Source organism: Vulcanisaeta moutnovskia 768-28 (assembly GCF_000190315.1).
Lineage (GTDB): Archaea > Thermoproteota > Thermoprotei > Thermoproteales > Thermocladiaceae > Vulcanisaeta > Vulcanisaeta moutnovskia.
In genome coordinates this window covers 738928-763471 of the sequence record NC_015151.1, presented here as the reverse complement: position 1 = coordinate 763471, position 24544 = coordinate 738928, and the positions used below count along the sequence as shown (strand labels likewise).

26 protein-coding genes are annotated in these 24544 nt (G+C 42.7%); 9 read left to right on the top strand and 17 right to left on the bottom strand.

Features of this window, described 5'->3' with window-relative positions; translation table 11 throughout:
* Positions 1-27 precede the first annotated feature (27 nt).
* The 5 genes from hutU to VMUT_RS04070 form a co-directional block, all read right to left on the bottom strand.
* Entirely contained in the window at positions 28-1890 is a 1863-nt protein-coding gene (gene hutU / locus VMUT_RS04085; RefSeq protein WP_013604163.1) for a urocanate hydratase, read from the bottom strand.
* A gap of 167 nt (positions 1891-2057) precedes the next feature.
* Entirely contained in the window at positions 2058-2255 is a 198-nt protein-coding gene (locus tag VMUT_RS13000) for a hypothetical protein (protein WP_202795185.1), read from the bottom strand.
* Positions 2256-2504: 249 nt separating this feature from the next.
* A complete protein-coding gene (locus VMUT_RS12995; RefSeq protein ID WP_202795184.1) occupies positions 2505-3089 on the bottom strand; it encodes a hypothetical protein in 585 nt (194 codons plus the stop codon).
* Positions 3090-3325: 236 nt separating this feature from the next.
* Positions 3326-4348, bottom strand: coding sequence for a radical SAM protein (locus tag VMUT_RS04075; protein ID WP_013604162.1), 1023 nt, complete (start codon positions 4346-4348; stop codon positions 3326-3328).
* A 59-nt stretch (positions 4349-4407) separates the two neighbouring features.
* Positions 4408-5943: a putative sulfate exporter family transporter gene (locus VMUT_RS04070; RefSeq protein WP_237699714.1), complete on the bottom strand. Its 1536-nt coding sequence runs from the start codon at positions 5941-5943 to the stop codon at positions 4408-4410.
* A 191-nt stretch (positions 5944-6134) separates the two neighbouring features.
* Here VMUT_RS04070 and VMUT_RS04065 point away from each other — a divergent pair, with 191 nt between their 5' ends.
* The 3 genes from VMUT_RS04065 to VMUT_RS04055 are packed head-to-tail and all read left to right on the top strand — an operon-like array spanning position 6135 to position 7704.
* On the top strand, positions 6135-6374 hold the full coding sequence (locus tag VMUT_RS04065; RefSeq protein ID WP_013604160.1) for an AbrB/MazE/SpoVT family DNA-binding domain-containing protein: 240 nt from the start codon (positions 6135-6137) through the stop codon (positions 6372-6374).
* Positions 6355-6762, top strand: a complete 408-nt coding sequence (locus VMUT_RS04060; protein WP_013604159.1) for a PIN domain-containing protein — start codon at positions 6355-6357, stop codon at positions 6760-6762. The genes VMUT_RS04065 and VMUT_RS04060 overlap by 20 nt, the downstream gene beginning before the upstream one ends.
* A 45-nt stretch (positions 6763-6807) precedes the next feature.
* Positions 6808-7704: an arginase family protein gene (locus tag VMUT_RS04055; protein WP_013604158.1), complete on the top strand. Its 897-nt coding sequence runs from the start codon at positions 6808-6810 to the stop codon at positions 7702-7704.
* Positions 7705-7775: 71 nt separating this feature from the next.
* Here VMUT_RS04055 and VMUT_RS04050 read toward each other — a convergent pair whose 3' ends face one another.
* Positions 7776-8405, bottom strand: a complete 630-nt coding sequence (locus tag VMUT_RS04050) for a superoxide dismutase (RefSeq protein WP_013604157.1) — start codon at positions 8403-8405, stop codon at positions 7776-7778.
* Positions 8406-8472: 67 nt separating this feature from the next.
* On the opposite strand from VMUT_RS04050, the gene VMUT_RS04045 reads away from it, so the two are divergent.
* Positions 8473-9471: a sodium:calcium antiporter gene (locus VMUT_RS04045; protein ID WP_013604156.1), complete on the top strand. Its 999-nt coding sequence runs from the start codon at positions 8473-8475 to the stop codon at positions 9469-9471.
* Positions 9472-9493: 22 nt separating this feature from the next.
* Here VMUT_RS04045 and VMUT_RS04040 read toward each other — a convergent pair whose 3' ends face one another.
* Entirely contained in the window at positions 9494-9889 is a 396-nt protein-coding gene (locus VMUT_RS04040) for a hypothetical protein (RefSeq protein ID WP_013604155.1), read from the bottom strand.
* 49 nt (positions 9890-9938) lie between these two features.
* Here VMUT_RS04040 and VMUT_RS04035 point away from each other — a divergent pair, with 49 nt between their 5' ends.
* Together VMUT_RS04035 and rpiA are read left to right on the top strand one after the other, a co-directional pair.
* On the top strand, positions 9939-10910 hold the full coding sequence (locus VMUT_RS04035; protein WP_048056858.1) for a dihydropteroate synthase: 972 nt from the start codon (positions 9939-9941) through the stop codon (positions 10908-10910).
* A 32-nt stretch (positions 10911-10942) separates the two neighbouring features.
* The gene (gene rpiA / locus VMUT_RS04030) at positions 10943-11644 is read left to right on the top strand and encodes a ribose-5-phosphate isomerase RpiA (RefSeq protein WP_013604153.1); all 702 of its coding nucleotides are present in this window, start codon (positions 10943-10945) and stop codon (positions 11642-11644) included.
* Here the strand turns inward: rpiA and VMUT_RS04025 are convergent.
* From VMUT_RS04025 to VMUT_RS04010, 4 genes are all read right to left on the bottom strand, one after another.
* A complete protein-coding gene (locus VMUT_RS04025) occupies positions 11631-13127 on the bottom strand; it encodes an aromatic amino acid ammonia-lyase (RefSeq protein WP_013604152.1) in 1497 nt (498 codons plus the stop codon). The genes rpiA and VMUT_RS04025 overlap by 14 nt on opposite strands.
* Before the next feature lie 49 nt (positions 13128-13176).
* Positions 13177-14379 (bottom strand): pyridoxal phosphate-dependent aminotransferase, encoded by a 1203-nt coding sequence (locus tag VMUT_RS04020; protein WP_013604151.1) that lies wholly within the window; start codon positions 14377-14379, stop codon positions 13177-13179.
* Between the two features lie 55 nt (positions 14380-14434).
* A complete protein-coding gene (locus VMUT_RS04015; protein WP_013604150.1) occupies positions 14435-15523 on the bottom strand; it encodes a threonine synthase in 1089 nt (362 codons plus the stop codon).
* A 94-nt stretch (positions 15524-15617) separates the two neighbouring features.
* Complete coding sequence (locus tag VMUT_RS04010; protein ID WP_013604149.1) at positions 15618-17384, bottom strand: glutamate--tRNA ligase; 1767 nt, start codon at positions 17382-17384, stop codon at positions 15618-15620.
* A gap of 50 nt (positions 17385-17434) precedes the next feature.
* On the opposite strand from VMUT_RS04010, the gene hutI reads away from it, so the two are divergent.
* Both hutI and VMUT_RS04000 read left to right on the top strand, forming a co-directional pair.
* Positions 17435-18685, top strand: coding sequence for an imidazolonepropionase (gene hutI, locus VMUT_RS04005; protein ID WP_013604148.1), 1251 nt, complete (start codon positions 17435-17437; stop codon positions 18683-18685).
* A 43-nt stretch (positions 18686-18728) separates the two neighbouring features.
* Positions 18729-19163 carry a hypothetical protein gene (locus VMUT_RS04000; protein WP_013604147.1) on the top strand — a complete coding sequence of 145 codons (435 nt, stop codon included), beginning with the start codon at positions 18729-18731 and terminating at the stop codon, positions 19161-19163.
* Between the two features lie 9 nt (positions 19164-19172).
* Here the strand turns inward: VMUT_RS04000 and VMUT_RS03995 are convergent, their stop codons facing one another.
* From VMUT_RS03995 to VMUT_RS03975, 5 genes are all read right to left on the bottom strand, one after another.
* Entirely contained in the window at positions 19173-20132 is a 960-nt protein-coding gene (locus VMUT_RS03995) for an MraY family glycosyltransferase (RefSeq protein ID WP_013604146.1), read from the bottom strand.
* A complete protein-coding gene (locus VMUT_RS03990) occupies positions 20129-21010 on the bottom strand; it encodes an NAD-dependent epimerase/dehydratase family protein (RefSeq protein ID WP_013604145.1) in 882 nt (293 codons plus the stop codon). Before VMUT_RS03990 ends, VMUT_RS03995 begins: the two co-directional genes overlap by 4 nt.
* Positions 21011-21070: 60 nt before the next feature.
* Complete coding sequence (locus VMUT_RS03985; RefSeq protein WP_013604144.1) at positions 21071-22141, bottom strand: DUF354 domain-containing protein; 1071 nt, start codon at positions 22139-22141, stop codon at positions 21071-21073.
* Positions 22142-22198: 57 nt separating this feature from the next.
* Positions 22199-22357 carry a hypothetical protein gene (locus tag VMUT_RS12930; RefSeq protein WP_013604143.1) on the bottom strand — a complete coding sequence of 53 codons (159 nt, stop codon included), beginning with the start codon at positions 22355-22357 and terminating at the stop codon, positions 22199-22201.
* 131 nt (positions 22358-22488) lie between these two features.
* A complete protein-coding gene (locus VMUT_RS03975; protein WP_013604142.1) occupies positions 22489-23088 on the bottom strand; it encodes a hypothetical protein in 600 nt (199 codons plus the stop codon).
* 53 nt (positions 23089-23141) lie between these two features.
* Here VMUT_RS03975 and VMUT_RS03970 point away from each other — a divergent pair, with 53 nt between their 5' ends.
* Positions 23142-24095, top strand: coding sequence for an MBL fold metallo-hydrolase (locus tag VMUT_RS03970; protein ID WP_013604141.1), 954 nt, complete (start codon positions 23142-23144; stop codon positions 24093-24095).
* Here the strand turns inward: VMUT_RS03970 and VMUT_RS03965 are convergent.
* Positions 24092-24280, bottom strand: a complete 189-nt coding sequence (locus tag VMUT_RS03965; protein WP_013604140.1) for a 50S ribosomal protein L37e — start codon at positions 24278-24280, stop codon at positions 24092-24094. The two genes, VMUT_RS03970 and VMUT_RS03965, sit on opposite strands and share 4 nt — an antisense overlap.
* Positions 24281-24544: the final 264 nt, after the last annotated feature.

Here is a 24544-nt window from a genome sequence, read left to right as displayed (position 1 = left end):
GCTAAATACTTTATCATGGAGCCGTAATTAAGTATTGAATGGTGTTCTGTAGTTCTGTTTCCTAGCTTCATACTCCTGAAGGTCCTTCTTGACCCTGTCATACGTGAACTTACTAATCCTACCCTCCTTATACGCCTCCTCAATCACGCGCTTACTCTTCTCCTCAAGCCTATCAATGATTGGTATTCTAATACCCTTCTCCCTAGCGACCATTAGGGATTTCGGATAGCCAGCATGTGCATGCCTAACGACACCACTTCCTGGATCAACGGTGAAGACCCTAAGGGCCTTTTCCTCAGCAAGCTCGGTACCGTCAACAACCATGCCAAAACCAGCATGGATGGAGTAGCCAATACCAACACCGCCACCGTGGTGGAAGCATGTCCAGGTTGCGCCGGCTGCCGTGTTAAGTGCGTAGTTTAGTATTGGCCAGTCCCCAATTGCGTCTGAGCCGTCGAGCATTCCCTCGGTCTCCCTAAATGGCGATGCTACAGAACCACTATCCAGGTGGTCTCTGCCAAACCATATTGGCCCGCTTAGCTCGCCTTTCCTAACCATCTCACTAACGATCTTGCCAAACAAAGCCCTCTCTCCATAGCCTAAGTAAACTACCCTGGCGGGTAGTCCCTGGAACTTTACGTACTGGCGGGCATTCTTGATCCATCTGACTAGCCTTGGGTTCTTCTTCTCGAAGAGCGTTATTAATACGTCGTCCAACTTGTATATGTCGTTTGGATCACCGACTAGGCTTGTCCACCTGAATGGTCCACGACCCTCCTCAAACAATGGTCTCATGTACTCCATCTGCCCGGGTATCTTGAATGCGTCCTCAACACCAGCATCGTATGCCTGCTTCCTGAGGTTGTTGCCGTACTCGAAGGTTACGGCACCCCTAGCCTGTAACTGAAGCATTAATTGCACGTGCTTCTTCATGGTCTCCTTAGCCAATAGTATGTATTTCTCCGGATCACTCCTCCTTAACTGCTCAGCCTGCTCTACAGTAAGTCCCTGGGGTACATAGGATAATGGGTCGTGGGCGGGCGTCTGGTCTGTGAGTATGTCGGGGACTATGTTCTCCTTAACCAACTTCTCAAGTAGATCTACCGCATTGGCGAGAACGCCAATACTCGTTGCCTGCCGCCTCTCCTTGGCGTCGAGTGCCATGTCTATGGCCTTGTCCAGGTTATCCGTCCACGTGTCAAGGTAGCCTGTGTCTATCATCCTCTGTATCATCCTCTTATCAACATCAGCTATCAAGGCCACACCACCAAGCATTTTAATGGCCAGCGGCTGTGCACCACCCATGTTGCCAAGCCCAGCGCTAACCACTAACCTACCCTCGAGCGAGCCGCCAAAGTGCCTATCCGCAGCCGCCCCAATCGTTTCATAAGTCCCCTGGAGAATGCCCTGGGTGCCGATGTATGCCCAGCAGCCAGCCGTCATCTGGTGAAAGCTTATCAATCCCTTGGCCTCGAGCTCCCAAAATATCTTCCAATCAGCCCACTTGGGGACTAGCATTGCATTGCTCATTAAGACCCTCGGCGCGTGCTTACCGAGCTTCCAAATGGCCACGGGCTGCCCACTCTGTATGACCAGCGTGTCCTCACTATCCATCGTTAGTAATGAGTCTACAATAGCCTCGAAGTCATCCCACGAGCGCGCAGCCTTGCCAGTACCACCGTACACAATTAGGTTCTTCGGGTCCTTAGCCACCGCAGGGTCAAGCACATGAAAAAGCATCCGCAGCGGACCCTCAAGCTGCCAGTCACGGCTATGTACGTGAAGCTCCGTGCCTGTGATGACGTGAACAGTCCTAGTCTCAGGATCATAATAACCAGCCGAGATCAACTCCTCAATAGGTCTGCCCCTGTACTTTTGAGGAACAGACATAGTGATTAAAGGGTATGTGTTAGCATATTTTTATTTTTCCATAATGAATTAATAATACGTGCCCAACAGCCACTCATTGCCTATGTAAACCTCCTTAATACCCACCTCCTTAACAATTCTCACTGCCTCATTCATATGACGCATATTCGTTGGCGGCAAATCCCTCATTAAATGGTCTGGGTGAAATGCCAATAACACAATGGGTATATTAACATCATACTTACTAGCCAGCGATGATACGTAACTAGCAATCCCCTAACCTTCTCAGCATCGATGTAGCTCGGAACCAATAGAATGCTTACGACGGGTAATGGCGGGTCGGGTCTTTCACGGGCCATCTTAGCTACTAAATCGGTGTTTTTCATGAGCTTTTAATTGCCTTCTCACCATTAACTCCTGTCAGCGCTTCATAAACACCTGGATTCCAAGCCTTCCAATCAATCTTAATAATTCCACCAGAGATGAGACTTAACTTAGCCATCTCCCTCATGATTAAGGGATTCGCGAGACCATTAGTCTCCCAACAAATTCTCTTGGGTTGTTGACCATGCTTTAAGGCCTCATTGAATATCTTTCGTGAAGTTAATACTAATAACGGCGATTGCGGCGTTGGATCACCTCCAAAGTAACAAACGCAGGTAATCCTCGGGTTCAAAGCCTCCCCTAACCAACTCATCAAGGGTTGTAACTCTTAATAGACCGCTCACTTTACCATGGGCTATCCAGACCTTATGTTCGTAATTCTGACAAAACGCGCAGTCAAGTTCACAACCGCCCATAAATACTGCCAGGTTGTAGTAACTATACTCGCCATGCCTTGATAATGAATATTCAGGGTAGCCCCAGCCCACCGCTGGGCATACAGGTGTCGCTACGCAATTGGTTGGTAATGGATCAAGGTAGGTCATTAAGATTAGCTTGCCTTCACCACCCAAGGGCCTTAACCTTCCATCGTTAATCCAAACACCGCAGAAGCCCCTCGAGCCCTTAGATATACGGCACTCGTTGACACACAGGTGACAATTAACTGATCCATCCTTTGGTGGCTCCGTTTCTAAACCAAGCCTGACCCTCCATAATTGCCTATTTCTCCTCACTATGTTAAGAGCATCTTCGCGCCTACTCCTAATGCAGTTAACACAAACGCCTAAGGCTTCTGAGACCAGCCAATCCCTGCCACATATTTTACACTTACTCATTGAGCTATTTTTCACGCTATGCCTTAAATACTTCATACCATTATTCAGCGTTTAATTTTGTATCTAGCAATGAGGTCTGATGGTTCTCAATTTGCATGTCAACACCTAAGCTCACCCGCATTAATGACATGGTAATTTAAGGCGTTAAGTACGAGGTATTAATTGACGGTCGCACATCATTTGAAGATCTGAAATGCTTCATATAATGTGATCATAAATCATGATATTAATAGGAATCAAACACCATATAACCTATAACACGTGATGCATTGGCTAGGCGGCATTAAGTCAATACCATACTCCCAGTTAGGTCCTTGAGATCTTCTTCTTATGAACCTATACCTAAATTCCTTATAGTCCTCATCATTCCATATATTAATGATATTATCCTTATCTGCATTTCCGAAGATTGTTTTTTCTACCCTGAAGCACTTGCCCATGAAGCACCGCGGTATGCTATCGCCCCTGGTTGGTAGGTTTAGAAAGACACATGGGGAAACGTCACCATTTACGCCTATGAATATAGTCTCAGTAGGTCTTTCCGGGCATTCAATCAATTCCCAACAACTTAATGAGTAAGGAAACACCTTAATACCCAACTCCTTAGCCCTCCTTAACGTAATATCAATCACGCGTTTAAAGACTCTTAATTCCTGTTCCATAGGGTCCGTAAAAGCTCTCCATCTAAGCATGTACTTATTTAGTATATATGATAAGTTGTCGATGACTATCTCATCAATGCCTAACTTATGGCATAAATAGACAAAGTCTGGTAGTTCATGGATATTCATCGACAATGCGATAAAACTCGCTACCACTCTGACACCACTTCTTAACTTATTTCTCGTCTCAATAAGTCTCTTTACGTTATTAACGACCACGTTAAAATCACACCCAACCCTTATAACGTTGTGCGTTAGTGCATTGGCTCCTGCGAAAGTTACCGCTATAACGTTAATACCTAAGGAGACCAACTTACTCGCATAGTGTTCATTTAGTAATAATCCATTTGTCGTGAGACCAAAGTCAACCTTACCCCGAATCTCACCGATCATGTCCATAAAGTTTGGATGTAGTAATGGTTCACCCCACCCTTGTAAATGTACGTAATTTATTGACCCCATGCTTAGTAATTCCCCTATTACTTTACGATATAATCTCAGGTTCATGAATTTAGAAATCCAATCACTCCTCAGTACCGTTCTTGGACAGTAAATGCATGATGCATTGCATGAAGTTGATACCTCGATCTGCGCCACTCGTGGAGAGGAATCGAAATTATTAATTTTAATTTTGAAGTTCGTTATTACTCATCACCTCATTTAGGTGGTGGTAAGCCTGCGAAGAAGGCTATTGATAGGCCTAGGGCTATCAGTATTATGATTGTTAGTGATACTACGTATGCAGCTATCATACGCCCAGCCTTTATCTCAGCGAGTGTCTTGAACCTGGTCGTTAGCCCTATTGACATGAAGGTTAGGGCGAAGAAGAAGTACCTAAATAACTCTGTTTGTGGCGTTATGCCGCCGGTCATGAATTTCCACGATACGGCAGCGCCAACTGCGAAACCAACACCCCATAGTATTAACCATGTAGCCAGGTAACCAAGCACAAACTTGGGGAACCTAAACCAAATCTGAATCATGGGAACTCTTTCTCCAGGTCTTCTTTCAACTTTGGTCACCCATATCACAGCCAGTATGAATGCCCATAGTCCAATCCATATATCAATGAATACCTTATTCATGACTGCCGTTGTCAATACCCAGGTCTTATAGGCAGCAAGGCCTGGCTGAGCACTAATCAGGGCATCAGTCAAAGCGCCGCTGGCTGCAGCTGCACCATCGGTCTTAACGGATAGGCCCATCCAGGCACCAGCCGCATATGGTGCCCACTTTAGGAACGTGGCAGCTGCGAATGGTAGTACCACTAATTCTACGGCTGCGAATAGCACAATTATTGATGCAATGGTAGCTGGCACTATTGATGGGGCGCCTATTGCTGCGGCTGTGGCTATGGCCGCCGATACACCGCATATACTAACGCCTGATGCCAGTGTTGCTGCCCACTTATTATCTAATTTAAACACCTTATGGGATACTAGGTATGAGATTGGCCAGTAGATTAGGTAGGCGGCGACTATGGCTATTAACGATCTCTCCACAAGACCCACAGCCAGCGTTATGTATCTGAGAGATGATGCCCCAATCAAGGCCCCAAGAAGAACTATTGCGGTCTTTATGTACCACTCGGTTCTAGCACCGGTTTCTAGAACCGCCGGTAATTTCTTGTAGAATATTACATTGGATATAAATAAGCCTATGAGTAGTAGGTATATTAGTATACCGTCTGCTCCCACGGGTATTGACCAAGTAATGTGAAGCTTAGCATATTGGTCAGGTGTAGCGTTAAAGTATGCATAGCCAAAGAGCCACCAGAAACCGAATGTTAGAATGAACATTATTGTGAAGCTAGCCATGAATCTCTTAACGTTATGTCCCATTGACCAAGCCGCGAACGTGAGGATCGCCAGCAGGAATAGGTAGAGCAGGATCACGCTAAGCAGTGGATTTAAACCCAGGTATGCCTTAGTCATTGTCAACGCTTGCCCAACAACCACAATACTCTTTGAAGGATTTAACCACGGTGCCGAGACCCTGGGAACCCAACCAAGTAGGTAAATACCATAATAACCAGGTAATGATAAGAGAAAAATGAGAAGTCCGATCCAAAGTGCCCACCAGTCCTCTTTCTTCCATAGTGACGACCAGTCAATCTTTGCTGCTGCTTGGGTTGCCATATTTATCGGCATATCCTTGTAATTGTCAAAAATAAGACTTATTGCATTACGCAAGATATTCTTATGCAGAATAATATTTAAAAACCCTAAATCAATATAATTAATTTATTATTGATAAATTCTAAAATTATGATAATAAATATTAATCTATTGTAAAGACTTTAATTAAGTACAAAAGTGCTCTTATGTGTTAATTATTTTAACTTAGTAGAAATATTTTTATAAAAGTAATTTTTTAGTTTATTGTGAAAATCCTGGTTAAGGTTACTAGAAATTACCAGGTTACGATACCCGCAAGCGTTAGGGAGAGGCTTGGGATTAAGGTTGGTGATTTATTGAGTGTCGAGGTTGATGATGATCGTATTATCCTTAGGAAGGTAATTCAGGAAATACCAATGATTAGGTTGGGTAGGGAGTTAACGATCAGTGATATTGATAGGCTCATTGAGGAGGGTTTGATGAGTAATGTCGGAGGCAGTGATTGATACTAATGCGTTGATATTTTACATAGTTGAGGATTCTAGGGAACATACCAGGGCAGTCAGGGTTTTAGATAGTTTGGACAGATGGTTCTTACATCACATTGTTATTTATGAGCTGGTCTGGTTCTTTAGGTCTGTCAATGTGCCGAGGGATCACGCTATGGACATTTTAGGTAGTTTAATTAACCATAGGAAGGTGGTTTTAGTATGCGATAATGATATTATTAAGTGGGTGTTACGTATGATGCAGAGTACTGGTTGGGGACTTGGTGGTTTTAACGACTTAGTGGTATTAGGAACTGCATATGCGTTGGGTAAGCCGTTGTTCACGTTTGATGAGGAGCTCAGGATAAGGGCTAAGAAGGTTGGTGTTAGAGTTCTTGAGGTTTAATTCGTAATGTAGTGCTTTTAACCTCATTATCATTGTCTGTTTTGTATGCGGTTTGTTAGGGAGCCCATGTATAAGTTCATTAAGGATCCTAGTGACGTTAGGGTTGGCGAGGTTGTTAGGAGGGGCTGGATTAGTGGTGATGTTGGTATTCTCGGTGTTCCCTGGGATGGGGCTGTCGGTACTAGGCCTGGCTCTAGGCTTGCTCCCTCCAGGGTTAGGTCCTGGCTTTACTCCTCACCGTACATCCTTGGCAATACTTCGATCATTGATCTTGGTGATGTTGATGTGGTTGTTGGTGATCATAATGAGACTTGGCATAGGGTTGAGGAGACTGTTAGTGAGGCCCTGGGCCTTGTTAGGGAGTTAGTTGTGATTGGTGGTGATAGCACATCATCCTATGCTGCATTCAGGGGCTTAAAGAGAGTAGTTAATGATGGGTTAGCATATATACTGCTTGATGCTCACCCTGACGTTAGGATCGTTACCGAGGGTTTAACCAGTGGGCAAGTAATTAGGTGGATTAAGGATGTCGACCCTAATGCCTACATAGTCATAATCGGTGTTAGGACATACTCAAACGCACCCTACTTATTTAATGAGGCTAGGAAATTAGGTATCAATATATATACCATTGACCAGGTTGATTCCATGGGTATTAATGCTGTGGTTAATGAGATTACGAGTAGTATTGGTAATAGGATTGTTCATTTAAGTATTAACCTTGATGTTGTTGATCCAGCCTTCGCACCTGGCGTTAATAGTCCATCACCCGGCGGCTTCACATCAAGGGAGGTAATTAGGCTCATCCGTGAGTTAAGCACTAGATTAACGCCTAGGGTTTTCGACGTCGTTGAAGTCACGCCGCCGTTCGACATCAATGACGTGACGAGCATGCTCGCATCAGCAATAATAATTAATGCAGTGTGGGTTCATAAAGTATGATTTTATGGTAACTTAGGAAAATAGATAATAAAAATAAGGCTTATTTTGAGGTGTCCTTACCCTGTTATGAATTACTTCATGTACTTCCTAAGTCTATTTTCGGCTTCCTCCCAATTCAGCACATTCCAAATGGCATCTATGTAGCCATTCCTGTTATTTTTATACTGAAGGTAATAGGCATGTTCGAATTCATCGACTATTAGGAGAACTGGTAGCTCTGCGATGTGTTGGTTATAGTGGTTTTCGAAGGTTGTGAATTCCAGGTTCCCAGACTCTGGGTCGTAGTAGAGTACGGTCCATCCACAGCCTGGTAATGATCTCATGACCTCTGCGAATAATGCCTTAAACCTATCAAAGCTTCCAAACTGCTTCTTTATTAGGTCGCCTAGGTAGCCGCCTGGTGTTCCTCCACCCTTTCCTGATGGCGCCATTGAATTCCAGTATAGCGTGTGGAGTTTATGGCCGTTGACATTGAAGAATAGGTTCCTCAGTAATCCCTGTATGTCGTAACTAGTTACATCACCCTTAATTATCTTCTCAAGTCTTTCTATTGTAGCGTTGGCTCCGTTTACATAGCCCTTATGGTGACCGTTGTAGTGTACATCGATTACTTGACCACTTATGTGCGGTTCTAGGGCATTTATTGAATAGGGTAGTGGTGGTAATTCGTATCTTTTGAAGAGATTTGCTGGTAAGCTCATCAAGTCTTTTGTAGTGGTTGGACTTATTAAATGTTGTCCTTTCATTATTTTAACTTGGGATGATAAAGTGCTAATAATTACCCTATACATGCTTGCGGGATTTCTTTCTGTGCTTATTGGTGGTTGGCTTTTCACTAACTCAATGGAGTACATTAGTCATAGATACAGGATTGGTTCTTCCTTTGTTGGTGCCGTGTTATCACCCATTCTTACATCACTTCCGGAGCTAATAGTATTTCTAATAGCCTTGTTGTTCTATGGTGGTGTATCTGGTGAGGATGTAGCCGTGGGTACCATTATCGGGGAACCCTTTGTGGTATCCACCATTATATACCCGATTATTTTCATAGTGGCCGCTATTGGTTTTTACTTACGGCGTAGAAGCGATACTGCTCTTGAGGTTGATAAGGCATTGATAATACCATTTATCGTAGTCCTACTCCTATTTCCCACCGTACTTTTACCCGCACTCATTAGGTCACTGGTGATTAGGTACTTGGTAGCGGTGTTTTTGGTTACGGCTTACTTACTGTATGTACACGTAATGAGGAGTAGGCAGGGTCTCGTGATTGAGGATTACGAGGGACTTTATATGCTCAGAGTCATTAGGGGATATAGGATTGAGTTTATGCCCTTTATTCTTCAGCTTGTAATTTCCGTGGTGTTATTATTCGTGGGTTCTAAGGCCTTGGTTGAGGGTGTTATTGATTTGTCGAAGTACCTCATGCTTGATGTGATGGGGTTATCAATAATCATAGTACCGACGGCTACGGTACTTCCTGAATCAATAACTGCGGTAATATGGACATGGAGGGAACGTGATACAATGGCCGTTGCTGCACTAATTGGTGAGAAAGTCCTTTACTCAACTGTATACCCGGCATTAGCACTTGTGGCCACCAGATGGTTACTGAGTGTTGAGGCTTTAGTAAGTGTTGCGGTTGTTGAGGTGATATCCTCTGCAATGCTTTATCACGTAATTAAGGGAAGATTAACCTGGGATGTAGCCCTAATAGGACTTATTGGTTATTTAACCTATGTACTAATTCTATTGCATGTAATCTAATGCCATGAATTACCAGGCTCCATTAACAGTAGGTCAGCCCCATGAGCATCAATAATTCGAGTGGTACTAGATTCAGGATTATCATTAATGGTATTAATGACACGTACTGATTAAGCAATTCCTCAAGTTTTTCATTACTTATCGTATTAATACTACCAATAATGCCTTCCAAGACCCCTCTCAGCTTCTCATAAGTCCTTTGAGTCTCTTTAAGACCCGTCGGTGTTAGGTCAAATACCTCCCTCTTAATTATCAAGCCCTTCTTAACTCTCGTAACTAATTTATCATGTTCCATATACTGAATTTCCTCGACAATCTCCCTAACATCTCTACCCAGGTAATAAGCGATTTCCTCAACGGTTAATGGACCCCTCCCCCTAAGTAAAACGAGAACCTGCTCACTCAATGATATATCCATGTATTAGCACTTAAAAAAGACATAATAAGCCTTGCTCACAGACTTTGCAATGCCTAGGGCTAGGCTTGGCCGTTTATGGATTGGTGATGGCGAACCAGTTAGGCTAGTTGGGGTTATTAATGCAAGTCCTGAATCCTTCTTTAAGGGCTCCGTCAGGAAAACAATTAACGATGCTATTAAGGCCGCAGAATTCATGATATCTGGAGGTGCCGATATTATTGATATTGGCGGTATGTCCACGGCGCCGTATAATAAGACCATCATCAGCATTGATGAGGAAATAAATAGAGTCGTACCCATAATTAAGGCTTTGAAAAAGGAGTTTCCTGACTTGACGGTGTCTATCGATACATTTAGATCAAGGGTTGCTGAAGCAGCGTTGGATGTAGGTGCCGATGTAGTGAACGATGTCACGGGATTAAAGGGCGATAATGATATGGCACATGTTATAGCCGACCATGGAGTATCCGTTATTATCATGGCCAGAGAACGTATCGTTCCTGCGCAAGGTAATGACCCAGTCATTAGAACTATAGATGCGTTGAAGGAGAGCTTAGATATTGCATTACGTAGTGGCATTAGTGAGGGTAATATTGTTATTGATCCAGGCGTTGGTGCATGGCCTCCATTAAGTATGGATCCATTATTTACAGGTGGTGAACCGTTGAGGGGTGAGTATATTCGTGGTGATAATAAGTATCCGTGGTATTCCTGGGATTCAATAATTATAATGAGCATAGGCAGGATAAGGAATGAAGTAGGTAAGCCGGTACTTGTTGGTATTTCCAGGAAGTCATTTCTTGAGAGATTAATGCGTAGGAATGCACCGCCTGAGGAGAGACTATTCGCATCAATTGCTGCGGAGACTGTTGCAGTAATCATGGGTGCGGATGCCATTAGGACTCATAATGCCCATGAGAGTAGGGATGCCATTAAAGTTGCTGAAGCCCTTAGATCATGCCTTAATAAGGACCCTGGTATATGTAATGAGGAGCTTATCAAGATTGTTAAAGGTAAGTAATCATTTAAATTATTAGGTATTTTATTGATACCGTGGATAACATAGTTATTGCTAGGGAGGCAGCGGCTAGGGAAGCTATTAAGTATCTCAGGGATAAGTACGTGGTTGGTGTTGGGACTGGATCCACAGCAATGGCCTTCCTCAGGGAACTTCATAAATTAATAATTAGTGATAGCATTGAGGAAATTCTCTTAGTTCCAACATCGACTGAAACTGAGATCGAGATAATTAAACTGGGACTAGCGCATTTATTGCGCTACCCTTGGCAAGTTAACCATGTTGATGTGGCTATTGACGGCGCTGATGAGGTTGATAGGAGGAAGAACCTCATTAAGGGTGGTGGTGCTGCCCTAACCAGGGAGAAAATTATTGATTATTGGGCTAGGGAGTTCATAGTCATTGTTGATGAGACAAAAGTCTTTCCCTCAATACCGAGCAAGCACCCAATACCAATTGAGGTAATACCCTTTGCCTGGTCAATCATTAAGGCGAGACTTGAAGAACTTGGTGGAACAGCCGAGTTAAGGTTTGGTAGTGGCAAAAGGGGACCTATCGTTACTGACAACGGCAACTACATAATAGATTATATGCCTAAGGCGGTAATGAATCCTGATGATATGGAGAGAATTATTAAGGAAATACCAGGGGTTGTTGAGGTTGGGATATTTAGTGGTAAGAGGATTTCCAAGGTGATAATTGGTAGGATTGATGGATCAGTTACTACCATGGATTGATCTTCAAGGCAATAATGCCTGAAAGCTCATCAATTGAACTCATCAATTTGGTTATTGCATCATGATGCGATTGAACGTTAACCACGTACTTACTTATTGTTTTATAAATGCGTGTTGTTACTTTACCGCAAGTTGAACATGAATTGTTGGCATTAATCACTGAGTACGTGACGTAGGCGAGCGCGGCTATTAATTGCGTAATTATTGAGTTAACATCATGAAGTTTTATCGCTGAGTTTGCGCTCATGGAGTTAATATCCTCCTGAAAACCACTGGTTGGTATATTCTGTACGGTTGATGGTGTCGATAACTCCCTAAGCCTGGCTGCCAATGCCGCGGCAGTATACTGAGCAAGCATTAAGCCAACACGCCAAGGACCATTGGCCAAGTAATTATTAATGCCATTGATCTCCCTCCTAAGTAATTGAGCTATCTGCCTCTCAATTAAATTGCCAAGTACAGCCAGTGACATGTTGAGCAGGTCCGTTGATAAGGCCACATACTGACCATGAAAGTGACATGTCGAAAATACAGCGCTATTAACAATTATTGGATTATCACTCACGGAATTAACCTCATTCAATACGTTACGTAGGACCCAAATAAGTGCGTCAAGTACTGAACCAAGGACCTGTGGTATACACCTTATTGAGTATGGGTCTTGAACCCTACCACTAGTGTTCACATTCTTACTGTCACTCAATAATTCACTCATTATCTTCGCAACCTCGATTTCACCACTATGCAACTTAGCGGAATTTGCCTCAATACTTAACGATGCCATATTAGCTCGTGATGCCTCAATCATCAGTGCCATAACCGCTAATGCAGCCTTCAATAACCTATAGGAATCCCAAATACCCAACGAAGCCACTGCAGCACTGTAGCTAGTTCCATTAATTAATGATAAAGCCTCCTTATAACTAAGGCTTAACTCACTAAGTCCAATTGACTTTAGAGCCTCTATACTGGGCATTACCCTACCCTGATACCTAACAAAGCCCTTACCCAGTAGGGCTAATGCAATATGCGCTAATGGCGCTAAATCACCCGAAGCACCTACCGAACCGTATTTAGGAACCAACGGTGTTATCCTCATGTTAAGAAAATCAACTAATCTCTCTACAATAATGCTCCTAATACCACTGTACCCTAGGGACAATTGATGGGCCCTAACAAGCATTGTAGCGCGAACCCAGTCATCAGGTGCATAATCACCAACACCCATTGAGTGATCAATAAGCATATCCAGTGAGTACTTGGCTACGTCCTCGGGATTAACAGTTACATTATATAAATCACCAAGTCCCGTATTAACACCGTAAATCCTAACATTACCATGAATTAAATTCTCAAGAACCATACGGGACCGCTTCATCGCATCCAAGGCATTATTACCCACCCTGACCTCCTCATAATTCCTAGAGGCCTTGATTATGTCATCCAAGGTTAGGTGCATGCCTGCTCCAATCTCCACGACCATATAATCCTAGGTACTACAATGTAAATTAATTTATTTTCCTTAATAATGATTATTCAGAACTCCCTAAGGCCCTTAATAGGTAATTAGCCAATATACTAATACCCTCCTCGATATCTCTCTCACTCTCCCTCGCAAAAGCCATCCTTACATGGAACTTACCCACCTCCCCAAAGGCCGATCCTGGCACTACAGCAACATGTGCCTCCCTAACAAGTTTCATTGCAAATTCATAATCATTAATATTAAGCCTTCTTAAATACGATCCTAGATTCGGGAATATGAATAAGCCAGCCTTTGGCTTTACGACAACTGCCTCGGATAGGTATTCCCTAATAGCCTTGTGCATTGTCTCCATCCTCGACTTATAAATCGGCAAGGTCTCACTTAAGTACCTCTCCTTGTACTTCCTTAGGTATAGTAGACCAGCGTACTGAGCAGGCGTTGGTGGATTTAGGTTCGTGTACTGCTTAACCCTATTAAACACCTTTATGAAGTCCTCATGGGCTATTACGTAGCCTAGTCTCCAGCCGGGCATTGCTGGGTCCTTGGAGAACGTGTTCAGGGCAATGACGTTTTCAAGACCGTACTTAATGGCGTACGTATGAGAGCCCTCATAATAAAGATGCCTATACGCCTCATCATAGATTAGGAATGCGTCATAGTCACGGGCTAGGTCAATCAATAACTTAATCATGGAATCGCTAAGGACTCTACCTGTTGGGTTGTCTGGGTTAACGGCTATTATTGCCTTAACCCTCCTACTCATCACGGCCTTAACATCCTCCTCACTGGGCTCCCAACCAAGCTCCTCCCTAGCCCTAACCCTGATAACCTTACCACCCAGGTAATTAATGACTGGCTCATACATTAGGTATGTTGGGTCGAAGAGTATAACCTCATCACCTTCATCAATAATCGCCATAAAGGCTGCTAAGATAGCCTCTGCGGAGCCTGCGGTGACCGAGACATTGGCACTACTTATCTTAACCCCTGAGTACCCTGTGTAGTCTTCGGCTATTGCCTCCCTCAACTCCTCAATACCACTGCTCGGCGTGTACATGCTATACTCAAAGGGTCTCTCAAGAAGCTCCTTCGTAAACTCAAGAAGCAACTCCCTACTCGGCGGAAGACCAGGCTGACCAATATGGAAGCCATAAACCCTAACACCAGAACTCTCAAGCCTAACAACCTCCTCATTAACACCCCTAATGGCTGATCCAGGAAATGCATTACTTCTTGTTGATATCCTCACGATGCACAAAGAATAGTAAGCGTTTATAAAGGTTGCTCTTGTTAAATATATTCAACTATACCTTACTCATTATATCTATATACTTCAAGCCACTACCGGTTAGTATAATCACGACCTCATCATCACTACCTATATAATTATTACTCAATAATTTCATGTAGCCTGAAAGGGCTATTGCACTACTAGGCTCAACTATGTATCCTCTCTTTAACAATGTTTTCCACGCTTGTAAAAGTTCATCATCCTCAATCACCAATGCATCACCCCCACTACCCGTGACCGCATTAACCATTTGACCAAGCCTTGGCGGATTAGATACCCTAAGTGCATCCGCAAACTTAGTTGGCTCTTTCGAATACTCCCCATGAATCCTCCCATATAGATCAGCAAATCCCTGGGTTTGAACGGCATAAAGCCTTGGCACTTTATTAATAAGACCAAAACCCAGTAACTCATTGAAGCCGATCCATAGTCCGAGAAGCAACGTACCAGCTGATACCGGGAGAATTACGGCATTGGGTACATGCCCTATTTGATTAAGTAATTCGTAAGCCAAGGTCTTCGTACCCTGTAAGAACCAGGGGTTCCATGCATGCCCGATATAAACCTCGTTAGGTCCCACGGACTTAATAGCCACCCTACTGGCTTCAGTCCTAGAGGAGGTCTCTATTAATTCAGCGCCCAATGATCTTATGAGGGTCTTCTTACCTTCAGGTGCATCCTTAGGTACGTAAATTCTAGCCTTAATACTGGCCGTAGCAGCATAGGCAGCTACTGATATACCTGCATTACCACTTGAATCCTCAACTACAGCCTTAGCACCAAACTCTAGTGCCTTTGATATGGCCACCGCGGATCCTCTATCCTTAAACGAACCAGTTGGATTAAGGTACTCAAGCTTTAGGTAACTGCCTTTACCAAGGAAATCAGCCTTGACTAATGGCGTGAATCCCTCACCAAGACTAACTAGGGGTTTCGCAGGTATTACACTTGAGAATCTCCATAAACCCCTATACTCACTCAAAGTAAACTTTAATCCCTCAATTACTAGATCAAGTGGGCCTCCACATTTAGGGCATTGCCAAAGCCATGAAGTCGCCTCAATCGTGTAACCACATCTTGAACACCTATATTCTATCTTCATAAGGGACCTAGGTTCTACCGTATTACTATATAAAAAGCATTAACTCACAATGTGCGATATGGTGTTATATTTCATGCGTTGATATAACAACGCATTAATCATGGACATAAATAAACCTATCATTACCTACCTTCTTCACAAAGCCATACCTCATGAATTGTACTATCTCGCCGTTGGCCACCTGTTCAACAGCATGTTCCGCAAGACCCTCATCCTCAACAAGCCTTAAATCCTCAGGCCTTACAATCCTTATTGTCAATCCATCAGGCGGTACCCACTGAATTATTACCGCATTAACCTTCTTAGCGCTCTCAAGATCTTTACTATGCATATATGCAGTTAGGGCGTTGCTTGTTTTCTCGATTATTTCGACATTTACGAGCTCCATTAAACGAATTACCGAACCTACGCTAACCTTCTCATAGTCGGATCTACTTATGAAAATAATTACCTCATTATTACTTGGCTTGAGAGTTATTGTTCTAAATCCTCGCTCTGGGTACGATGGATGCATTGGCAGTTTTGCTGTTAATTCTTCGGTAACGTCCTTAATTATTACCTTAATAGGGTTTATAACGGCCATGTATCTATTAGCCCTTGGTTCAATTATTTTCCTATTTTCAGCAAATAGGTTTGCTGAGGATATCGTTGCGTCTGTTGGCTTCACACCGACTTGAAGCATGATGTTCCAAATAGCCTCGGGCTGAATACCCCTATTTCTAAGGCCAGCTAGTGTTGGTAATCTAATGTCATCCCACCTAATACCAAGTGCCTTTAGCCTAGTCTTACTAAGTGTCATGCCCACAATCCTGAGTCTACCGAAGTGAATGGCCTCTGGTTGTTCCCAATTCATGTGCGCATAAATAAAGGATTGTTTAATGGTATTCACGGAATGCTCCTGAGCCCTAAGTATGTGTGTTACTCCCATTAAGTGATCATCAATTGATACTGAAAAATTATATGTGGGCCAAACAACGTACTTAGTACCAACCCTTGGATGTGGGTACTTGGTCGTGTCTATGATCCTCATGGCGACCCAATCCCTAACACTTGGGTCTGGATGTTGAAGATCAGTCTTTATTACCATGACAGCCTCACCTTCCTTATAACGCCCCTCCAGCATCTTATCGAAAAGCTCAAGGTTAATACTCGGGTCGGCCTCCCTATTCTTACACGGCTTTCCCATCATCTTAGACTTCTTCCAGTCATCCGGCGTACAGTCTGTGTCCTTTGCAGCAACGTACGCACCGCCTTTCTCAAGGATTTTCCTGGCAATGTCATAGTAAATACCCATCCTATCAGATTGAATGTACTCCTCATCCCACCTAATACCAAGCCACTTTAGATCCTCTCTAATCGCGTCATAAGCCTCGGGAAGCGGTCTCTTGGTTCTTGGATCGGTATCCTCAAACCTAAGAACAAACTTAGCCTTTCTGCCTAAACTCTCGTACTTCAGCTTATAGGCATAATTAATAATGGCAGGTCTAGCACTACCAAGGTGCAGCACAAAGTCTGGGTTTGGTGCAAATCTGAGTGTTATCACCTCATACTTATTATCGTTAGGCAACGACGGTAGATCCTCAATACCCTTCCTATAGGACTCAACCTTCCTCTCACCAAGGGCCTCAGGCCACTTACTCATTAGTAAATTTCTTTGTTCATCAATGCTTAGGGAGTTTACGTAATCAATAACCTCCTTAACAATCTGAGCAACCTCCTTAGCCGCTGACCTTAATGAAGGGTCCTCAGCAAATACCTTAGAAATAACGGCATTTATGCTGGCTTTACCATTGAACTTTACGGCATTAATTAATGCATGCTTTAGGGCAATATCCCTAATCCTATCCTTATCCACGGACACGTTAATTAGTTAAAATGAAATCTTTTTAAACATACGCTGGCAATCGGCGTATGGACAGGGTCTCCCTACTCATTGGTCCAATAGGGCAGTTAGTCACGGCTAAGTCAATGCCCTGGAGATATGGGGATCCCATCTTAGTTCTTGAGAATGCGGGTATTGCGGTTAACGGTGATAAGATAACCGATGTTGGTTCGTGGGATTCCATAAGTAGGAAGTATGAGGGTAAGTGTAGAATACCTGCTGAGGAATCATTGGTGACGACTGGGCTTGTAGATCCACATACACACCTACTCTTTGCTGGTTCGAGGGAGGATGAGCTTGAGCTAAAGCTCGAGGGTGTTCCATACGAGGAAATACTTAGGAGGGGTGGTGGTATTTATAGGACTGTTAGCGCCACAGTTAGTGCAACGGATGATGAACTTAGGAGGATACTCCTTACTAGGTTGTTTGAAGTTGCGAAGTACGGCACGACCACAATAGAGGTTAAGAATGGTTACGGTATTGATCCAGACCAAGAAATAAGGCTTCTCAGGATAATCAATGATTCATCAGTCAATGCACCCATTGATATCATACCAACATACCTAGTCCACGTACCACCAAGGAACATGGATAGAAGGGAATACATTAATGCCGTGATAAACTCCCTCGACAATGCAAGAGGATTAGCAAAATTTGTGGATGTATTCTGTGATGAGGGCGCATTTACAGTACGGGAGACCAGGGATTTATTTAAAGAAGCATTAAGAAGAGGCTTTGGGCTTAGGCTTCATGCCGATGAAATAGCCTATATCGGATGCAGCGACTTGATTAATGAGTTTAGTATTGCATCGCTTGATCACTTACTGAATCTACCTGAACAAAATGTAAGATTGATTGCCGAGAGGGGTTCCGTAGCGACCCTATTACCCGTGACCATACTCTCACTAATGAGCAGCAAGAGACCACCGGTTAAGGCATTAAGGAACGCAGGTGCGCCCATTGCACTTGGTACGGACTTCAGCCCAAACTCCTGGTCCCTAAACATGCAATACGTAATGGAACTAGCCACATACTTACTCGGCATGACACCCATGGAAGTCATAATGGCCTCCACAGTCAATGCAGCATACAGTCTCAGCCTCAGAGACAGGGGTATCTTACAACCTGGTTACTTAGCAGATATCGTTATTTGGGATGTACCTAATTATAGGTGGTTAAGTTATGAATTAGGCAGGAATAAGGCCTTGATAGTCATAAAGAGGGGCATGATCCTGGAATCAACGCCAAGTGGTACCATAATAAGTAAAGAATGCACTTGAAAGTTTTATTTAGTTGATATAATATGCGTATTAATGATCATCGATGGAGATAAAGCTCGATCCAGAGGAGGAGTATGTAATAATGCCATTAAGTGTTTTAGAGAGGATTCTGAGGTATGCCACGGTTGTTTGCCAGGAACATTGCCCAGCCGGTAGAGACCCAGCAACGTGCCCATATATAGTTAATTTAACAAAGCAAATCGGGTTAAGTCCGCCGCCTTGCATTAATGATTATGGTGAGTATAGACAAGAAACATTCAGAACAATGATTAGGGATCTAGAGCGTAAGTATGGTATGAGTATTGAGGAGTTCATAAATACGGTTAGAAGAAGAAAGCCAAGGAGTCTTGAGGAACAGACGGACTTCATGGAGGCGACCTTCTACCTTGGTGTTCTCAAGGAGTTAAGTAATACGAAGAGCATATACGTTACGAAGGGTTACAATATAAGTGTGAAGGAGGCTGTTGCAATTAGGTAATTAGCTTTATTAAACAATGAATAACAGGGAGAGGGAAATTAGGCTTGTTATTAGGAATATTAGTAATATATCATTAACAACCTCCTTCTCAGTCTTTGGTTTCCTCATTACTATTAACTTAACTAAGGTAATTGGTGATCCAGGTATTTTATTTGCATGAATAACACCGTCATTCACAATGACGGGCCTTTTCAAGGTTTCTCTTGGCCTGAAGCCCCTTGCAGTTATGACTATTAAAAAGCCATTTATTATGTATGGCAGTGCCGATATTACTCCCTGAGTGCCAGCATTGTATAGTACCATGAATGCACCCATCATTGCACCAAGTGCGTAACTACCAACATTCCCATTGAAAACCCTCGCTGGGTACCAGTTAAATATGGCTAGGGGTAAGACCATTAGCACCAGCACTACTGTCGCTGGTAAGGCATAACTAAACCCAACCATGTAAGAGATTATTCCGCTCACGGTTATTATCATTAATGTTGAGACGGGAACTATACCATTCATTACATCAAGCATATTAACGGCATTAGCCATGACCGTAACTGCGAGCATGGAGAGGAAAGCAACTACGAAGAAGTTATGAACATGACCAATTAAGATTATGTAAATATAACCATGCATTACTGCCGGTATTATTAATGATGGAACTATCGGTAAGAATACTCTGACACTAACGGGCAATCCCCTGAGATCATCAGCAAGCCCTATTAAACCAACCGTTATAGTAACAAGCCCAAGTGCGAATAATCTCAAGTCATTGATTAGGTAGGCAAATACCGTGGCTGCACTCATGGCTATAAGTATTGAAACACCACCTATCTTAGGTACTAAAACCCTGTATGGTTTATGTACGTCAGGTGCAACAAGCCTTGGATTTCTCACCCTAGATATTACGTATACGGTAGTTAATGATAAGATGAAGGATATTACTGCAATTAATACATAGTTAGTACTAATGATCATGGATTTCGCCTAAACCAATCTATGGTGGCCCTCAACCCACTGAATAAGTCATATTTAGGCTTGAACCCTAGAACCCTCATGGCCTTACTAATGTCTGGGTAGCTCCTAAATGGTTCGGCAGTTCTCGGCTGCACATTAATCCTAGAACTGGAACCAACCAACTTAATTATTGCCTTGGCGAGATCCAATATAGACGTTTCAACACCAAATCCTATATTGAAAGCTTGACCAATGGCTTCGTCCTTCCTAAGCGCTAGCTCCGTTGCATCACATAGATCCTCAACATAGAGAAAGTCAGTGGTATCAGCACCGCCATTATTTACCACTAAATCCTCATTCTTGAACGCCTTTGTTATGAATATACCAACAACACCATTATCATAGGGACCATAGGGCTTCCATAACCTAAATATTGTCACAGGCACCTTATGAACAACTTGGTATGACATTGAAACAGCCTCCGCAGCAACCTTACTCCAACCATAACCCTCAAATGGCCTTAATGGGTCATCCTCCATGACGGGTAGTTTAAGGGGCTTACCATAAACATTAGATGTTGAGTATAGCAAGAACCTTGCATTTAGAATCCTCGTAAGTTCCAATACATTTATAGTACCAACAACATTAACATCAAGACCCTTAAGTGCGCCTGCGTTTATGAACGATCTTGGATTTGGGAAAGCCGCTAGGTGAATTACAGCATCAAAACCCTCCTTAGAAAGCCCAATAACATCATCCCTCCTCGTTATATCAACCATGTAATCCGTGGTCTCAGCCTTAACCATATCAAGGCCATGCGCATCGTAACCCCTAGCCCTCATGCAATTAACCAAGTTTCTTCCTAAGAACCCTGAGGAACCAGTTACTAAAATTTTCATCGGATCACCGACTATAGGATTACCTTAATAATAATTACCCACTGAAAATACCATTAATACTTACTTACCCTCATTTACGAGCCTCTTTATCTCATTAATAATAAGCCTTGTTGGGTCTTCCATCCTGCTTAATACGGAATTCGTATCCACATGCGTAATATCAGCCCTAAGAACAGATTCAAGCACATTTAGGCAATCCTCATCGACGCACCTATACAGCGGCAATCCCTTATTTATTAGGTAATCATCTATATAGTAATGCTGTGGGAAGTAACTAATGGCTGGTGTACCTAGTAATGCGGCTTCATGCGCCATTGTTGAACCACCAGTGATTACTAACCTTGCATGCCATGACAAGTCAATACCATCAAGTCTCATGTTTTTAGGAATTATTAACTTACCAAGTCTCAGGAATAAGCCTAGCTCTGACTTTATCAACTCCTCCTGGTATGGGTATCTCGGAAACATGACCACGTAATAACCCCTCTCAAGTATGCTTTTGGCCATCCTAATTAGCAATCGTGATCTATCACCATAACCGTAATAGGACGCCCTTGACTCCTCAAACCTAATAACAACGAATTCCTTACTCCTAATCCCAAGCCTAGCAATTGAGTCTCCAGTGGGTTTAAACCTGTTAATCCACATTAGCTCAAATATGCCATCAAAGGCCCTAATCTTATCAATCTCGGCACTGGATACATAACGAGACCACTCACTCATGGGAATTGCCGAGGGCGCTATTATAGTATTGGCTAACGGCAGTGTTAGTTTATTGACAAAGTATGAGTGAGCCGTATCCGTTAATGCTATTATTGGCTTACCTAAACCGAAGGCCACCCTAACTGCGTCAGGTGATGTTAATGAAACATGCACATCAAAGTCCCTAATTACATCAAGTAATGCTATTTGTCTCTCAATACCCCTTATCAATTTCTCCCTAGGACTCTCGCCATGGTAACCAACGCATTCATAGTGAAGATTGAACATGTCCAAAACCTCTTCCACATAATCGTATCTCCTACATGTTATTATAAAATCTATATCATGTCTTCTGCCCTCCATGCCCAGTACAGCCACTATCCTGGCTTGCTTAGCCGTTAATGCATCAAACCATGCCTTAATTACCATGTCTAAAGACACAGTTAATAAGCCTATTTTAATTTTAGTGCAGGTTGCTTTGATAATTTATCCTCTAACACGCATTGAAATTGGCGACTTATTTAACGGACTTAGGCAAACAGGGCATCTATAACCCCATTGCCTAAGTACCTCGTCAATACTCTTAAGTTGTTGATCACCATAAAAGGTAAAGCCACAGGAGTGGCACTTAATGATTATTGGCATACAGCATTCCTCATTATGATTATTTTATAAGAATTACTATCACTATACACAGTAAATTAATGATGCTCTTTGAAGATTACACAGGTAATATGTATATAATACATAGATACAAGTCCAGCGATAAGGAAACACTACTCGTAAACATTCATGGCAAGACCCGCATATGCGTAAATCAACCCGTCAAGCTCATCAAGCGTTAAGTACGGATACCTATACTTAAACATATCCTTCTTTCCATTAACAATACCCTCATCAATTACCCTAATCCTAATATTAACATCACTCAGTGAGTTCAGGAAGTCCTTAACGAGCGATGAAACACCTGGACTAGTACCAATTATTAAGTTAATGGTTAATTGCCTAGATAATCTTCTTATTATCCTGATGAGCCTAATGAAGCCTAGCGTTACGTGAATTACGGGTAATTCATTAATGAGAATAATAACACCGCACCTAGAGTTCCCCATGTCAATACCAATGTTTAACTCATTAAGTCTCAATCCCTTAATTATTGCCTCAATAATACCATCAACGCTTAAATCACTTAATATGAGAGTCCTTGGACAGTGAACCAGGTCCGCCATATATCTCTCAACAATGACTAAATCAAGCCCCAAACAATCCTCCTCATTACCCACATACCTCAATAACACATGTTCAGGAAACACAAGTCCTCTAAGTACATTCCAAGTGGATGACTTACCTACAAAACCAAGTCTAATGCCATCCACTAAATATAGTGTGAACTGAATATATTATAAATCTTTCATACATTAATCACTTAATGGATGTAATACCAATAGCCGAGGAATCACTTGGGGTTAGGTCAATGGCCATGTTCATAAAGACTAGAGACCTGTCCATACTCCTAGATCCAGGTATTAGTCTCTCACCAAATAGATTTGGCTTACCGCCACACCCCCGTGAGCTAGAGAGAGTTAGGACATTAAGGAGTATACTTGAGAGATATTCAGAGGAGACTAATTATGTATTCATTAGTCATTATCATCGTGATCACTTCACAGTACCTTACCCAAGTATTTACATGGGTACTACAAACGAAAGCTACAGGAAAATATATAGTAACAAGGTATTATTACTAAAGTCACCTGATGATGAAAATTGGAGCCAAAGAAGGCGTTATTACGGCTTGAGAAGGGCCATTGAAGGCTTAGTACGTGAAATAATGTTTGTTGATGGTAGGGAACTCACCATAGGCTCCACAAAGCTTGTGATATCACAATCCCTACCGCATGGTGAAGATAATGCAAGAACAGGCAAGGTAATAGCCATTACAATAATTAATAACGATGAGTCATTAACCTTTATGCCTGATGTGGAGGGTCCAGTCTCACAATTAGCCGTTAATTACATAATGGCTATAAGACCACAGACATTAATAGTCGGTGGACCACCCCTTTATCTATCGAGAAAGGGTTTCGGCGAGGATTACCTTAACAATGCACTGAGAAACCTCATGAGCATTTTAAGGGCAGGCTTCCTTGATAGGTTAGTTATAGCCCACCATACATTAAGAGAGTTGAATTGGAGGAATGCATTGAAGGCCTTGTTTGAGGATGCATCTAAGTATAATATTTCGATAATAACATACGCTGGAATGCTTGATCGTGAAGATGAATTACTCGAGGCAATGAGAAAAGAACTATATGCCGCTGAACCACCACCAAAGGATTACCTTAAACAATTCAGGGGAGTTAAGGATGAGAATGAGGATTAACGAACTCTAACCTTATTCACCTTCTTATTCTGCCAAGCATAACGCCTTATCTTCTTTGACCTTCCCCAACCGCAGGCTGCGCAGTAGCCCTTCACTGGGTTGTATGCATGCCTACCGCACCTTGGGCATCTAATGTGTGTCCAACCCTTATTCATCCTTCCAAATGAGGGCGTTCCCTTTCCCATAATTCCTGAACCAAGGCATTTTCTCCTTGCTTAATAAATTTAACTTCCGACATTCAATCACGGGTATTTCATCAATTTACCATCTCATTGCTTATATACGTTAATGCTTTACCTCACCCTATTTACTCAGCGGTAAATCATGAAAAAGAGTCTTCGGTACGCTTCACTAGACCTCCTCAAATAATCTCCTACATGGAAAAAGCCTGTCGGTTTATTGCATGATGTCTCGTAAAGATTAACCTTTAAAATAAGGTTTGAGGGATT

Excerpts from the sequence above, each read along its gene's own strand:
- VMUT_RS04000 (WP_013604147.1), top strand. The coding sequence starts at position 18,729 with ATGGAGATAAAGCTCGATCCAGAGGAGGAGTATGTAATAATGCCATTA.
- VMUT_RS12995 (WP_202795184.1), bottom strand. The coding sequence starts at position 3,089 with ATGAGTAAGTGTAAAATATGTGGCAGGGATTGGCTGGTCTCAGAAGCC.
- VMUT_RS04060 (WP_013604159.1), top strand. The coding sequence starts at position 6,355 with ATGTCGGAGGCAGTGATTGATACTAATGCGTTGATATTTTACATAGTT.
- VMUT_RS04035 (WP_048056858.1), top strand. The coding sequence starts at position 9,939 with ATGCCTAGGGCTAGGCTTGGCCGTTTATGGATTGGTGATGGCGAACCA.
- VMUT_RS03965 (WP_013604140.1), bottom strand. The coding sequence starts at position 24,280 with ATGGGAAAGGGAACGCCCTCATTTGGAAGGATGAATAAGGGTTGGACA.
- VMUT_RS12930 (WP_013604143.1), bottom strand. The coding sequence starts at position 22,357 with ATGCCAATAATCATTAAGTGCCACTCCTGTGGCTTTACCTTTTATGGT.
- VMUT_RS04025 (WP_013604152.1), bottom strand. The coding sequence starts at position 13,127 with ATGGTCGTGGAGATTGGAGCAGGCATGCACCTAACCTTGGATGACATA.
- VMUT_RS04055 (WP_013604158.1), top strand. The coding sequence starts at position 6,808 with ATGCGGTTTGTTAGGGAGCCCATGTATAAGTTCATTAAGGATCCTAGT.
- VMUT_RS04015 (WP_013604150.1), bottom strand. The coding sequence starts at position 15,523 with ATGAAGATAGAATATAGGTGTTCAAGATGTGGTTACACGATTGAGGCG.
- VMUT_RS03995 (WP_013604146.1), bottom strand. The coding sequence starts at position 20,132 with ATGATCATTAGTACTAACTATGTATTAATTGCAGTAATATCCTTCATC.
- VMUT_RS03970 (WP_013604141.1), top strand. The coding sequence starts at position 23,142 with ATGGATGTAATACCAATAGCCGAGGAATCACTTGGGGTTAGGTCAATG.
- hutI (WP_013604148.1), top strand. The coding sequence starts at position 17,435 with ATGGACAGGGTCTCCCTACTCATTGGTCCAATAGGGCAGTTAGTCACG.
- VMUT_RS04050 (WP_013604157.1), bottom strand. The coding sequence starts at position 8,405 with ATGAGCTTACCAGCAAATCTCTTCAAAAGATACGAATTACCACCACTA.
- VMUT_RS03985 (WP_013604144.1), bottom strand. The coding sequence starts at position 22,141 with ATGGTAATTAAGGCATGGTTTGATGCATTAACGGCTAAGCAAGCCAGG.
- hutU (WP_013604163.1), bottom strand. The coding sequence starts at position 1,890 with ATGTCTGTTCCTCAAAAGTACAGGGGCAGACCTATTGAGGAGTTGATC.
- VMUT_RS04040 (WP_013604155.1), bottom strand. The coding sequence starts at position 9,889 with ATGGATATATCATTGAGTGAGCAGGTTCTCGTTTTACTTAGGGGGAGG.
- VMUT_RS13000 (WP_202795185.1), bottom strand. The coding sequence starts at position 2,255 with ATGAAAAACACCGATTTAGTAGCTAAGATGGCCCGTGAAAGACCCGAC.
- VMUT_RS03990 (WP_013604145.1), bottom strand. The coding sequence starts at position 21,010 with ATGAAAATTTTAGTAACTGGTTCCTCAGGGTTCTTAGGAAGAAACTTG.